The sequence below is a fragment of the Clostridium sp. genome (assembly GCF_051654825.1).
Classification (GTDB): domain Bacteria; phylum Bacillota; class Clostridia; order Clostridiales; family Clostridiaceae; genus Clostridium.
The window spans coordinates 1-14998 of sequence record NZ_JBOFYU010000285.1; the positions used below are offsets into that span (position 1 = coordinate 1).

8 protein-coding genes and 1 pseudogene are annotated in these 14998 nt (G+C 29.2%); 8 read left to right on the forward strand and 1 reads right to left on the reverse strand.

Going from position 1 to position 14998, the window contains the following annotated elements:
- From ACRDBA_RS17070 to ACRDBA_RS17100, 7 genes and pseudogenes are all read left to right on the forward strand, one after another.
- Positions 1-344: pseudogene (locus ACRDBA_RS17070) on the forward strand (amino acid permease); the annotation flags it as partial.
- Between the two features lie 361 nt (positions 345-705).
- Positions 706-1377, forward strand: a complete 672-nt coding sequence (locus ACRDBA_RS17075; RefSeq protein WP_438574134.1) for a DUF969 domain-containing protein — start codon at positions 706-708, stop codon at positions 1375-1377.
- A gap of 13 nt (positions 1378-1390) precedes the next feature.
- Entirely contained in the window at positions 1391-2320 is a 930-nt protein-coding gene (locus ACRDBA_RS17080) for a DUF979 domain-containing protein (protein WP_438574135.1), read from the forward strand.
- Positions 2321-2559: 239 nt separating this feature from the next.
- On the forward strand, positions 2560-3201 hold the full coding sequence (gene pcp, locus ACRDBA_RS17085; protein WP_438574136.1) for a pyroglutamyl-peptidase I: 642 nt from the start codon (positions 2560-2562) through the stop codon (positions 3199-3201).
- The gene (locus ACRDBA_RS17090; protein ID WP_438574137.1) at positions 3201-3623 is read left to right on the forward strand and encodes a gamma-glutamylcyclotransferase family protein; all 423 of its coding nucleotides are present in this window, start codon (positions 3201-3203) and stop codon (positions 3621-3623) included. Before pcp ends, ACRDBA_RS17090 begins: the two co-directional genes overlap by 1 nt.
- Positions 3624-3968: 345 nt before the next feature.
- Positions 3969-8153, forward strand: coding sequence for a beta-N-acetylglucosaminidase domain-containing protein (locus ACRDBA_RS17095; protein ID WP_438574138.1), 4185 nt, complete (start codon positions 3969-3971; stop codon positions 8151-8153).
- A gap of 347 nt (positions 8154-8500) precedes the next feature.
- Complete coding sequence (locus ACRDBA_RS17100) at positions 8501-11413, forward strand: polysaccharide lyase family 8 super-sandwich domain-containing protein (protein ID WP_438574139.1); 2913 nt, start codon at positions 8501-8503, stop codon at positions 11411-11413.
- A 60-nt stretch (positions 11414-11473) separates the two neighbouring features.
- Here the strand turns inward: ACRDBA_RS17100 and ACRDBA_RS17105 are convergent, their stop codons facing one another.
- The gene (locus tag ACRDBA_RS17105) at positions 11474-12301 is read right to left on the reverse strand and encodes an FAD-binding oxidoreductase (RefSeq protein ID WP_438574140.1); all 828 of its coding nucleotides are present in this window, start codon (positions 12299-12301) and stop codon (positions 11474-11476) included.
- Between the two features lie 284 nt (positions 12302-12585).
- Between ACRDBA_RS17105 and ACRDBA_RS17110 the strand changes: the two genes are divergently transcribed.
- Positions 12586-14998 (forward strand): alpha-mannosidase (locus ACRDBA_RS17110; protein WP_438574141.1); only part of this gene is annotated, 2413 nt, incomplete at its 3' end.

A 14998-nucleotide genomic window follows, 5' to 3' on the forward strand; every position in this document is an offset into this window, starting at 1 on the left:
ATTCATTAGTGGCAGGTTCAATACTTGTAAATATACTTCTTGTTATGAATTATCAAAAAGGAATGGTATCAGCATTTACATTTATAACAATACTTGCAACGTTATCATTCTTACCAGTTTACTTATTAACAGCAGCTGCTGAAATAATGTTAATGTTTAAAGGTGAAAAGGAAGTTACTTTAGGAATATTTATTAAGAAATCAATCTTACCTTTATTAGCATTTGTGTATACAATTTGGACTATTTATGGTTCAGGAGCAGAAACAGTAATGTGGGGATTCATACTTATGTTAATAGGAATTCCGTTTTATATTTATAATTATCATAAAAATAGAGTATCTTAAATTGAGATATATAAATATTAGTAAAAAATCACTTTCTAAATATATTTTTAGAAAGTGATTTTTTTTATTAATAGTTTGTTTTTAGATTTAATAAGGTGAAATTTTAGTATATTTAATTCATAAAAATTTAAAAAAGGTTCTATGGATTGTTAGTAAACATAAAATATAATTATACGACAAAAAAAGGTAAAAATTTTAAGAATGATAATTTTAAAAGGATAATTATACAAAAAAAGCGTCAATTATTGATTGGAATTATTATTATATTAATAAATATGCATAAAAATAACTAGACGAATTTTAAAAATACAAGTATAATTACTTTATCAATCAAAAGATAAGTATGAAAGGACGAGATACAATGGCTATAATCGGTATTTTAATAGTTATAGTTGGATTTGCTTTAAAGCTAGATACAATAGCAGTAGTAATCACAGCTGGGATAACAACAGGCGTAATGGCTAATATAGACATTACAGAAATATTAAGAGTTTTAGGAGAAACTTTCGTTAATCAAAGACATATGTCAATATTCTTATTAACATTACCAATAATAGGATTATGCGAAAGATATGGTTTAAGAGAAAGTGCTATAGCCTTATTAGGAAAAGCTAAAAATATGTCAACAGGAAAGTTATTAACATTCTACTTATTTATAAGAGAAGCAGCAGCAGCAGCCTCAATTAGAGTAAGTGGACATGCTCAATTTATAAGACCACTTATAAACCCAATGGCACAAGGTGCAGCAATTAGCAAATATGGAGAATTAGATGAGAAAACTGAAGAAAAAATAAAGGCAGCAGCGGCAGCTATGGATAACTTCGGTAATTTCTTTGCACAAAATGTATTTATGGCTAATTCAGGGGTGTTATTAATAGCAGGTACACTTGAACAATTAGGATACAATGTAAACACAATGGAAATTGCTATGTGGTCAATTCCAGTAGCAGTAATAACATTTATACTAGTAGCAGGACAAAACTACTTACTTGATAAGCAAATATCTAAAGAATATGAGAAATCAAAGAAGTAAGGAGGAATAATTTATGGATTCAGCACAAATTTCTAAAATTTTATTAGAATTATTTTATATAATGGTTGGTGCTTTAATGGCAACAACATCAGCTATATCATTTAAAGATAAAAATCATAAAACTAGATTAGGTACAAGCTTATTTTGGGCTATACTTGCAGTAATCTTTATGTTTGGAAGCTATATTCCATCTGTTGTAACAGGTATATTATTAATTTGTATTGCAGTTTTAACAGCTACAAAACAAGTTAATATAGGTTCAATTAAAGCTTTAGATCTTAGTTTTTCTGATAAAGAATCAAAGAAGTTGAGAAATAAAATATTTATACCATCTGTTGTAATTGCAGTAGTTGCATTATCAATAGCTCAATTTACTTCTTTAGCTGGAACAGCAGCTATAGGAATAGCAGCTATAGTAGCAGTAGCAATTACATTTATAATTACTAAGGCTAAACCAAAAGAATTTGTTGAAGATTCAAATAGAATGTTACAAGCAGTAGGGGCAACAGCAATATTACCTCAATTACTAGCTGCTTTAGGATCATTATTTGCAGCAGCAGGTGTTGGTGAAATAATATCAAAAGCTATTTCAGGCGTTATTCCAGAAGGGAATATATTATTTGGAGTAATAGCATACTGTGTAGGAATGGCTTTATTTACAGCTATTATGGGAAATGCATTTGCAGCCTTTTCAGTTATTACTTTAGGTATTGGAGTTCCGTTTGTATTTGCACAAGGTGGTAATGTAATCATAGCATCAACTTTAGCATTAACAGCAGGTTACTGTGGAACATTATTAACTCCTATGGCAGCAAACTTTAATATTATGCCAGCAGCATTATTAGAAATGAAAGATGAAAATGCAGTAATTAAACATCAGGCTCCTGTAGCTTTAACTCTTTTAGTTATACATATTGCATTAATGTACTTCTTAGCATTCTAATATTAAAATTAAAATTTTTATTGAAATTTATTTTAAAATTATATATTATTAAAATGATATTACAGATATGAGCAGTTTTATTAAAAAAATGTTTCATATCTGTAGGTTTTTATATGGAATTTATAGTTTATTCCTGTAAGATATAAGTATATCTATATTTTGTTACTAGAAATTAAGATAAAAATAGTGTAAATTTTATATAGAAACTTAAATATAACATAAGAAAAGGAGATGGTACAATGAAAGTACTTATTACTGGATTTGATCCCTTTGGTGGAGAAAAAATAAACCCAGCATTAGAAGCTGTAAAACTATTACCTAATGAAATTGCAGGAGCATCTGTTATTAAATTAGAAATTCCTACTGTATTTAATAAATCAGTAGAAAAAATTGAAGCTGCAATAAAAGAGCATAATCCTAATATAGTTATATCTGTTGGACAAGCAGGTGGAAGATTTGGAATTACTCCAGAAAGAGTCGCTATTAATATGGATGATGCAAGAATAGAAGATAATGAGGGAAATCAACCTTTAGATATTATTATAAATGAAGATGGTGAAAATGCATACTTCACTAACTTACCTATAAAAGCTATGGTTAAGGAAATGAATGAAAATGGGATTCCAGGTTCTGTATCAAATACTGCTGGAACATTTGTTTGTAATCATGTTATGTATGGAATAATGTATATGATAGATAAAAAATATCCTAATATAAAAGGTGGCTTTATTCACGTGCCATATATTCCAGAACAAGTAGTTAGCAAGCCAAATATGCCTTCAATGTCTATTGCAGATATATCAAGAGGTTTAGCTCTTTGTATAAAAGCAGCAGTAGAAAATAAAGAAGATGTAAAAGCTGTCGGAGGAACTATCTGTTAATGTTAGCACCAAATGAAAAAATTAATATATTTGTTTATGGAAGCTTAAGAACTGGTTTTTTTAATTATGATAAATATTTAAAAGGAAAAGTTCTTTCATCAAAGAAGGCAAAGCTTAAAGGATCATTATTTCATATGCCAAACAAAGGATATCCAGCTTTATTAGATGGAGAAGATTATGTTTATGGTGAAGTAATGGAGATATCGCCATATGAAGATGTAATAAAAGCATTAGATACAATGGAAGGATATTATGGTCCTTCAAATAGAGAAAATGAATATAATAGAATAATTTTAGATGTTGAATTAGAAGATTCTTCAGAAACAGAAAAATGTTATGTTTATAAATATAATCGAGTAGATGATGAATTTATAAAACATAGAGAGTATGTTTCTAACGGTGATTGGACAACTATTCATTAATTTTTATAAAGTAGTTTGATTTAGAAACAAATCAAACTATTTTTTTATATAAATTTAATGGTTGAAATTAACATAAATGTATGTTAATATTCAAATATTGAAAATATATACAAACGATATCATAATTGTTAAAAAAATATATCGATAAATTTAGCGTGTTATCAATCTATTTGAGCATAAGCTGAAAAGGTTTTTTATGCCCTTTTCAGCTTTTTTTAATTTTTTTATGAAAATGCTTATATAAATTGTTTTAGATTTTATATAAAAATAGAGAATTTAACATGATAGATATGTAAATTGTATTATATTTCAAATAATATTCTAAATATAAAAAAGGAGAGAGAAATGAGGAGAAAACTTTTTAAAAAATTAAGTTTATGTTTAGCGATTACATTTAGTATTGGACTTATTTCAAATTCAAATGTTATCTATGCTGAAAGTGAAAAAGAGTATATTGATTCTTATGAAATTTATCCAATTCCACAAGACATCGAATATACAGGAGACCATGTAACAATTCCTAATGAAGTTAACGTCATTTATAATGGCATAGTAGATGAATCAACAAAAGCACATTTACAAAACACTTTAGGGCTATTAGATTCAAAGGTAGTTGAGTCTAAAGAAGTTAAAGAAGGTGAATTCAATATAGTAGCTAGTTTATCTACAGAAGAAGTTGGATATACACCTAAAAAAGAAGATTTATTTAATAATTATGACGCAAACGTTATAGAGATTACAGAAGATGGTATTAAATTAATAGGTAATGATAGTGATGCATTATATTGTGCAATAACTACATTACAATTGATGATAGAACAATCATCAGATAATACAATATTAAAAACAGTTGTAGAAGATTATGCAGATATTCAATATCGTGGATATATTGAAGGTTATTATGGAATTCCTTGGTCAAATTCTGAAATAATTTCTTTAATGGAATTTGGTAGTAAAACAAAACTAAATACGTTTATTTATGCACCAAAGGATGATCCATATCATAATAGCAAATGGAGAGAGCCATATCCACAATCAGAATTAGATAAAATGGCAGAACTTATAGAGGCTGGTGTTAGAACTAAGAATCGTTTTATTTATGCTATTCATCCATTTATGAGTAATGGTATTAATAAAGAAAATTATCAGCAAGAAATGCAATATATAATAGATAAATTTGAGATATTATATGATTTAGGGGTAAGACAGTTTGCGTTACTTGCAGATGATGCAGCTTCTGAAACAGCGCTTCAAGTTAAAGCTATAAATACTTTAACTGAGTGGTTAGATTCAAAAGAAGGTACGTATCCACTAATTTTCTGTCCACAAGCTTATAGCGGTGGTCCAAGTGCATCATATTATAATCAATTTAGAGATGGAACAAAGATTACTATTGGCGGAAAGGAAGAGCAGGTTCAAGCTGTTAAAGATGACGTTGAAATTATGCATACAGGTCCAGCCATAATTGGTAATGTTGATGATAATCTAAATCAAAGATTTTATGACGTATCAGGTCGTTATCCATATATGTGGTTAAATTGGCCTGTAAATGATTATACTGATTCAACTTTATTTATAGGAAAAGCAGAAATGCTTAAAAAGACTGATAAATTAAATGGATTAGTTTCTAATCCAATGTGTGAAGCTGAATTGTCAAAAATAGGTTTATTCCAAGTAGCTGATTATTCTTGGAATGTTGATGATTTTAATGTAGATGCATCATGGGATGCTTCATTTAAAAATACAGATTCATCTGTAGAAGAAGAGTTAAGAATTTTAGCTAGACATATGTCATATCCAAGAGATGGAGTTTATCATCAAACAGGACTAGCTTGGGAAGAATCAGAAGATTTAAAAGAACCAATTGATGCTTTAAAAGCTAAGCTAGAAGCTAATGAAGATGCAACTATAGAAGCTAAAGATTTAAAATTAAAGTTAGAAGAAATATTAAATGCTGCAAATTCATTAATGGAAAAGGCTGAAAATCCAGGATTAAAAAAGGAATTTGCTCCATATAGACAATCATTAGTAGCTACATTAGAAGCTTCTATAGCTGGTTTAAATTCAATAATTGCAATAAACCAAAAGGATTATGATACAGCTTGGAATGAATATTCTAATATTGCAACTAAAATTAAAGAATCTAACTCTGTAACTAAACCAGGATATAAACCAGGTGGATATACTAATCTTGAGGTTAAACCTGCAACTAAGAGATTACGTCCATTAGCAAATTATTTAAATGGAAAATTAGGAAAAGAGTTAAACAAAATTCTTGGACTAGAAGGTGTTGATGCTAAGGTTTATTATAATTTTGCACAATGGTCTAATACTCCAGAAAGTGAATTTAATAAGTACTATGATGGAGATATGTCAACATACACAAAGTTAGAGTATGGTGGAATTCAACAAGTTGGAGATTACTTTGGTTTAGACTTAGGAGAAGTTAAGGATTTAGTAAATGTATCAATAACACAAGGGGCAAGTGATTCAGATAATGATATATTCCATTATGCTGTTCTTGAAGCATCAAAAGATGGTGAAGTTTGGACAACTATTAAGGATTATTCAGAGGAATCAGCTCCTCATAACATTAATGTTAATACAAATACACCAGCACGTTTTGTTCGTTTACGTTTAACTAAGCAAGGATATAACAATAAACCTGATTTTTGGCTACACATTCGTGAAATGTCAGTAGTAGTTAATGATGGTGTTAAATTAGTAAGTAATATAGAAAATATAACAGGAGCTAATTTAACTGATAGTAAATCAAATATAGAATTAGAATTAAAAGGAACTACATTAGGAAAAGATAATTATGTAGCTGTCCAATTACCAAAGTTAGAATTAGTGACTTTAACTAATATTGAATTACCAGAAGGAATTGCTATAGAACATTCAGAAAACTTTAAAGTGTGGAATGAATTAGAAAATGGTGAAGAAATAGTTACTCGTTACATCAAATTAACAAATAATTCTGATTTAGAAATTACATTAAATACGAATTTAAATATTTATGTAACAGCTATAGAGGAACCAAAGGTTTCAGTAGGAGCTGACTATGGCTTTGGAGATGCTAATGGACCTAAAAAAGATAATCCTTCACAGAAAATATTTACAGTAGATGGATTAAAAGAAGGAAATCACAAAATTACTATTTTAACTGAAGCAAGTGGAGTTAATAATAATCAATATAAAGCATCAGTAGACAAGTTTGTTATTAAAAATGGAGAGGAAGTTTCAGAAGTTAATTTAACAACTAATACTCCAGGGCTTACTTTAGGAACAGGAAATAGCAATCAATCATGGCGTATGTGGTCACCAAAGACTGGTTGGTTAAATAATGATGAAATGTATTTAGTTGATACAACAGGATCTATTGAATATGAATTTAATGGAACTGGATTTGAGTTATATGGTGCATTTGGACCAGATATGTGTAAATATAATTATTTTATAGATGGTGTTGCTTACAATAATTCATTAAATAATGTATTTGATGGTGAAGAGGCTACAAAAGGACATTATAAAACTAAAGAATTAACTATAGATATGGGACAAAAAATAGGGCTAAACCATATTCAAGTAAAGGTTGCAGAAGATGTGGCAACAGAAAATCCGCAAGCAGTACTAGGACAAGGTAAAGTACAAGTTTCTGCTGATGGTAGAGAGTGGGTAGATGTAAAGAACTTTAATGTTCAAGGTAATGAATTAACAGAAGATGGATTTAATGGACGTGAAGTACCATATTTCTGGATTGATATCGACGTTGAAGGAAATAAAGACTATAGATATATTCGCTTAGCATATGAAGAAGAAAAAGAATTTATAGTAAATGAAATCTCAGTAAATAATGGAGAAGCAATTCTTGGAAGTAAGATATTTGAGATTTCAACTACTGAAGAAATTACTAATGCTAATCAAGTATCAAATTTAATTGATAAAGAACTAGAAACACAATTTACTATGCATGCAACAGATAAACCTGGATACTTAAAATATAAGTTAACAGATAGAGAACAAGTATCAGCTTTAACTATTATTCAAAACGCAAATACAATTTCAAATGCTAAAGTAGAAGTATTAACTAATGGGAATTGGAAAGAAGTAGGTAAATTAGATAAATCAATTAATTTATTTGATGTTAGTACTTTTGCAAATGTAACGGAAGTTAAGGTTTCACACGAATCTTTAAAAGAAGATTTCCAATTAATTGAAATTACTTATTCAACAGATGCTAACTTAGTTCCTCCTGTTGAAATAGTGATAGAAAAACCAAGTAATTTAAAATATGAAGAATTAACATCTAACTCAGCAGTCTTAAAATGGAATGAACCTAAAGCAAAAGATTCATTAGTTGGATATGTTATTTATAAAGATGGAAAGATCATAGGAGAGACAAGCGATACAACATTTAATTTAACAGAATTAAAATCAAATACTATTTATGGAGTTAAGGTAGTAAGTAAATATTCAAATGGTGGGGTATCAAAGCCTGTATCATTAAATATAAGAACACATAAATAATAGATATTAAAATATAGTTAAAAGAACTTCAACAATTTGAAATTTGCTGAAGTTCTTTTATTTTTTTAGACAAAATATGTTGTATAAAACTCTTGTTTTTTCATTTTTAATTAGTAATATTAATATTATAAAGACTGGTTGAAAATATATCAAAATAAAAAAAGTATACAAAAATTTTAAAAAAACAAATGGCTTAATAAGTTGGTTTACAAAGGTGTTTACTACCATTAATGTAAAATTAAAGGGAAAATATTCATTGACATTAGATTGTTTGTAAACGTATAATAAAAACACAGAAACTAGTAAATCGGTTTTCTAGTTTACTTGATTTATGGGGGTACAGGTATATGATAAAGAGAAAAGAATCAACTAAGAAATTAATTGCATCTGCAATAGCTGGTACTGTAGTAATAACTAGTACATTTGGAACAGTTGCTAGTGCTTATACAGTAAGTGGAGAAAATACAGAATCTTCAATAACATTAACAGCAGAAAATGAAGCGGAAATAATAGAATCCATAAGACTTAAGTGGAAGGAAGACTTAGTTGGGGGAGTAGATTTAGATGTTAATAATGAATCTATTTCAAAGAAGATAAAAGGATATGTTAATCAAACAAATACATACTTAGGAAAATTAAACTTAGATCCTGCAAATGATTGGTTATTTGATGATTTAAAGAACTATAAAGAAAATTCAGCAAGTATAACATCAATGTATAAATATGTAGTTTCTATGGCAATGGCTTATAACTTACCTAACGAAAAATACTATCAAAATGAAGAGTTAAAAAACAATATAGTTTATGCATTAGATTGGTTAAATGAAAATGCTTACAACGGTGAAAGCGAACAATATGGTAACTGGTGGGATTGGATGATCGGAATTCCAGCTCAATTAAATAATGCAGTTATATTAATGTATGATGCATTAAACCAAGAACAAATAGAAAACTACATGGCAGGAATACAAAAGTTTATTCCAAGTATTGAACCAGATACTAATAAAAATCACACTGGGGCAAATCTAGCTGATGTATGTATGAATAAACTATTACAAGGTGTAAACTTAAAAAATGCTGAGTATATAAAAGAGGGAGCAGAGGATATAAGAGATGTTCTTCAATATGTAACTAAAGGAGATGGATTCTATCCAGATGGTTCATATGTGCAACATGGAATAGTAGCTTACACTGGTTCATATGGAAACGTTCTAATAGAAAAAGTATCAAATATATTATTCTTAACAGAAGGAACACCATGGGCAATGCCAGCTGAGGATAAAGAAACTATTTATAAATGGATATTTGAAAGCTTTGACCCTATAATATACAAAGGTTATGTTATGGATATGGTAAGAGGAAGATCAATATCAAGACATAACAGTAATGGATATATGCAAGCATCAGGAATTATAGGTGGAATGATAAAAATCGGTATGATTTCAGATGAAGCAATGGCTAATAAAATTAATGCTTTAGTTAAACAATGGGCTAAAGAAGCTTCAAGCGTATTAGATTTTGGGACAAGATTTGGTTCAATTAATGTAATTTCTGAATTCTATGACATAATGGCTGATGATGCTATAGTTCCAGCTAAGCAAGGTGCTGAGCATCATGCATTAAATATGATGGATAAGACTATCCACGAAAGAGCAGACTATGGGTTAGGTATTGCAAGAAGTTCAACAAGAATTAGTAAATATGAATTTATGAATAAGGAAAACTTAACACCTTGGTTCCAAGGAGATGGAATGACTTATCTTCATAATGAGGATTTAACTCAATTCTCAGATGATTTCTGGTCAACAATAGATCCATATAGAATGCCAGGAACAACTGTAGATACAAGAGAAAGAGAAAAGAAAGTTATTCTTCCAGATATAGAACCATCATCACCTCTTCAAGATGAAGTTTACTATGAGCTAGGAAACAGCAGCTGGTCAGGTGGAACTAAGCTTGGAAACTACGGTGTTTCAGGAATGCAAATAGATAACAAATATGATTCATTAACAGCTAATAAATCATGGTTTATGTTTGATGATGAAATAGTTGCATTAGGTTCAGATATAACTAATCCTGAAGATCATAAGGTAGAGACTATTGTAGAAAATAGAAAAATCAGAAAAGATGGTTCAAATATATTTACAGTAGATGGAGTAGAAAAGGTACAAGCTTTAGGTGATTCAGATAAGGTTGCAGGAGCAAAGTGGGCTCACTTAGAAGGAAGCGTTGAAGGTTCAGATATAGGATACTACTTCCCAGAAGGCGCAGATATAAATATCTTAAGAGATGATAGAGAAGGAAATTGGTATAACATTAATGAAGGTAAGCCAGAAGCTGATAAAATAGTTACTAACAATTATTTAACTATGTATATGGATCATGGTAGTGTGATTGAAAATGAAAAATACAGCTATGTTTTATTGCCAAATAAATCATCTGAAGAAGTAAAAGCTTACTCAGAAAATTCAAGAATAGAAATAATTAAAAATGATGATATAGCTCATGGTGTTAAGCACTTAGATTTAAAAATAGAAGGTGCAAACTTCTGGGTTGATGGTGAAAATACATCAGGTTCAATAACATCTTCAGGAAAATCTTCAGTTATGACTAAGGAAAATGAAGATGGAACATTAACAATAGCAGTTTCAGATCCTACTTTTGAAGGAGAAAGCCTATCTATATCAATAGATAAATCAGCTCTTGAAATAGTAGAAGTAGATGATAATATATCTAATGTTAATTTAAATGATGGAAAAATAGCTTTTGATGTAAATACAAAGGAAGCTAGAGGTGCAAGCTTTGAATTAACAGTTAAGCTTGGAGAAAAGGATGTAACTCCAGAAGAAAAAAATGAAGCTCCAGTAATAAATGGTGAAGACATCAAATTATTTGTAGGAGATAAATGGTCAAAGGAAGCTCATAAAGTTTCTGCTTTAGATAAAGAAGATGGTGACTTAACTGATAAAGTTGAACTTAAGAGTCACGATATAGACATGGATAAAAATTCTGTAGTAACTAAAGATGGTGAATATACTGTTATATTTAAAGTTGCAGATAGCAATGGATTAGTAACAGAAAAAGAACTTAAAGTAACTGTAGAAAAAAGAGAAACAAAACCAACTAATCCAAATAAACCTGATAATAAACCAGGAAAGCTTCCTAATACAGGAGCAGTAGTTGGTGGAAGTGCCATAGCAGTAATAGGAGGACTAATAACTGCAGCAGGAGCTTCAATGTTTAGAAGAAAGAAAAAATAATTAATTAGTTACCCCAACCATTATATATACAGGCCCTCTCTATGGAGAGGGCTTTTTTATTTAATCTAATGTTTGAGGATCACCAAAGAATTCAAAATGAATATTTTCAGATGAAACACCTAAAGATTTTAGTGATTTATTTATTCCTTTCATGAATGGAGGTGGACCACAGAAATAGAATTCAGAGTTTAAAGGCAAGTTTTCCTTAATCCAATCTTGTGTAATATATCCTGTAAAATCATATTTATTATTAATAGTGTCCTCTTCTAAGGGTCTATCATAAAATACTATTTTTTTTACATTTTCTTTTTCAGAAATACTTTCAATATCAGACTTAAAAGGATGAAGATTTGAATTTTGTGTAGCTTGAATAAAATAGACTTCTCTAAATTTATCAGAGCTATCATAAAGCATAGATAGTAAAGGTGTGATACCTATGCCACCAGCTATTAGTACAAGAGGCTTTTCGGTATTACTCTTATTTAAAGTAAATAATCCTGTTGGAATTAATGCTTCAATTTCATCACCAATATTTAAATTATCATGAAGATAATTACTTATTAATCCACCAGGAACTCTTTTAACGCTTATTCTATAAATATGTTCATTAGGAACTATAGATAAACTGTAGGTTCTAAGAGCATCCTTATATTCAGCATTGTCTGTTTTAATTTTAAAAGGTAAAAATTGACCAGCTAAATGCTTAACTAATTTCTTACCATCCTTTGATTTGAAATAAAAAGATATAATATCTTCACATTCTTGAACCTTATCCACAAGAACTAAATCTCTAAAACCCTTCCAGGCTATAGCAGAATCATTTGTTGAATTAGCACCACTGTATTTATTAAGAATATCAGTAATATCTAATTTATAATTATTATGCATAAAACTCCTCCTTATTTAATTTATTTACAATATAATAATAACTCTAAAATGATTATTAATAAATAATTATTATTAAATAATAATAAAAAGATTTATAATCTTAAAAATATCTATTTAATATTATTATACCTTAGAAAAGATTATGATATTCAATAAAATATAACCAGTAATACCTCAGGTATAAATTATTATAATTCCTAAGACATAGGAAATTTATTGCCTATGTATAAAAAAATATGTCTATTATACTTAATGTGAAGTAAAAAAAGGAAGGTAAGTATTGTATGAAATTTTTATCTAAAAAGTTAACAGTAGTAGTAATGTTAGCAACTATGTCTATATCAATGTCAAATCCAATTGTAGCTTATGCATACGATAAGTCTAAAACTGCTCATATGTTAGGTAATGGTCATATAGATGTAGCATGGGAATGGAGAATAGAAGAAACTATAAGAGAATGTGAAGCTACTTTTGGTAGAGCTATAAAGAACCTAGAGAAATTTGATGATTATAGATACTCTCAATCTCAAGCACAGTTATATGCATATACAGAAGAATATTATCCTGAGTTATTTGAAAAAATTAAAAACCAAGTGGCAGATGGAAAATGGGATATAACAGGTGGGCAAATGGTTGAGTCAGACCTAAACTTACCTAGTGGGGAATCATTAGTTAGACAATCCTTATATGGACAAAAGTACTTTAAAGAAAAATTTGATAAAACAGCAACAGTAGGTTGGGTTCCTGATACTTTTGGCTTTACTTATAATTTTCCACAAATACTAAAGGGTTCAGGAATGGATTACTTTATAACCACTAAGTTAAATTGGAATGAAACTAATAAGTGGCCTCATGAAGTATTTAATTGGAAATCTCCAGATGGCAGTGAAGTTTTAGCATATAAACCAACAAGCGATTATGTGTGGAATGGTTCAGCACTTGGAAATCCTAGTAGTTATGATGCTATTATGGATCAGCAAGCTAAAAAAGGATTAAGTACTAGTATCGCTCTTTACGGAGCAGGGGATCATGGTGGTGGCCCAAATGAAAACGATATTAATTATATTAAACAAGTAGATAATAATGAAGCTGCAATGAATATAGAAATGAGTATGGCGGAAGATGCATTTAAAGCTTTAGAAGCAGATATTCAAAATACAGGAACATCAGAAATTGCAACTATAGATAATGAATTATATTTTGAAAAGCATAGAGGAACATATACAACAGGAGGTGCTATAAAGAAATATAATAGAATGTCTGAAATACAAGCAGAAGTAGCCGAAAAGTTTGCAACACTATCATACTTGTTAGATGCAGTAGATTATCCAATAGAAAAAATTGAACAAGCATGGAAGATAATTACTTTAAATCAATTCCATGATATTTTACCAGGTTCATCTATTAATAGTGTTTACTTAGATGCATATAATGATTCTGAAATAGCATTAAACTTATTAAATGCAGTAAAAGAAGATGCATTAGCGGCATTAGCAGCAAGAGTAAATACAAATACAGTGGAAGGTGGAATTCCAATAGTATTATTTAACTCATTATCCTGGGATAGAGATGAATTTGTAGAGCAAGAAATAGTCTTTGATAAAGAAGTGAGCAATGTAGAAATCCTTGATAGTAATGGAAATCCAGTAGAGAGTGAATTAGTAAGTGTTGATGGTAAGATAGCTAAAGTGTTATTTAAAGCAAAGGTACCATCTCTTGGATATTCAACATATACAGCTATAGAAAGAGAAAATGAATATATAGTAAATGATGGAGTTAAAGCTGATGAGGAAAATTACACATTAGAAAACAAATACTTTAAGGTTAAGTTAAATCCTGAAACAGGAAATATAAATAGTATTATTGATAAGAAAAATGGAAATAAAGAAGTATTAGAAGATGGAAAAGAAGCAAATGAATTTAATATATTAGAGGATACACCTGTTTATTGGGAAGCTTGGGATGTAGATATGGATGATATGAATAGAGAGGCTGAAGTAGTTAATGGGTTAAAAGATATAGAACTTATTAATAGTTCAGAAACAAAATCTACATTTAGGGTTACTAGAGAATGGGGAAGCTCAGAATACTTTAGTGATATAACTTTATATTCTGATGAAGATAGAATAGATATAAAAACAGGAGTTAATTGGAATGAGGAACAAAAAATTCTAAAGGTAGCCTTCCCACTAAGTGTAAATCCTGAAAAGGCAACGTATGAAGTAGCTTATGGAACTGTAGAAAGAGATACATCTTGGGAAAATAGAACTACAGGAGCTCAATTTGAAGTATCAGGTCATAAATGGGCAGATATGACAGAAGGAGACTATGGAGTAAGTATTTTAAATGATTCAAAATATGGATGGGATACATTAGACAATAGAATAAGACTTACACTTTTAAGATCAACTATGAGTAGAGCTGGTGAAAGTGATAGAGAAAGATATCATGAAATAAATTATTCAATTTATCCTCATAGTGGAACCTTTGCAGAAGCTAATACAGTTAGGGAAGCATATAATTTTAACTATAAAATGGATTCAATTCAAACAAAGAGCCATAATGGAGAGTTAGAAAAATCTAAGTCTTTTGCAACTACTAATAAGAAAAATATAATACTTTCTGCTCTTAAAAAAGCTGAAGAAGGGCAAGAAGTAATAGTTAGATTATATGAAGCAGATGGATTAGAAAATACAG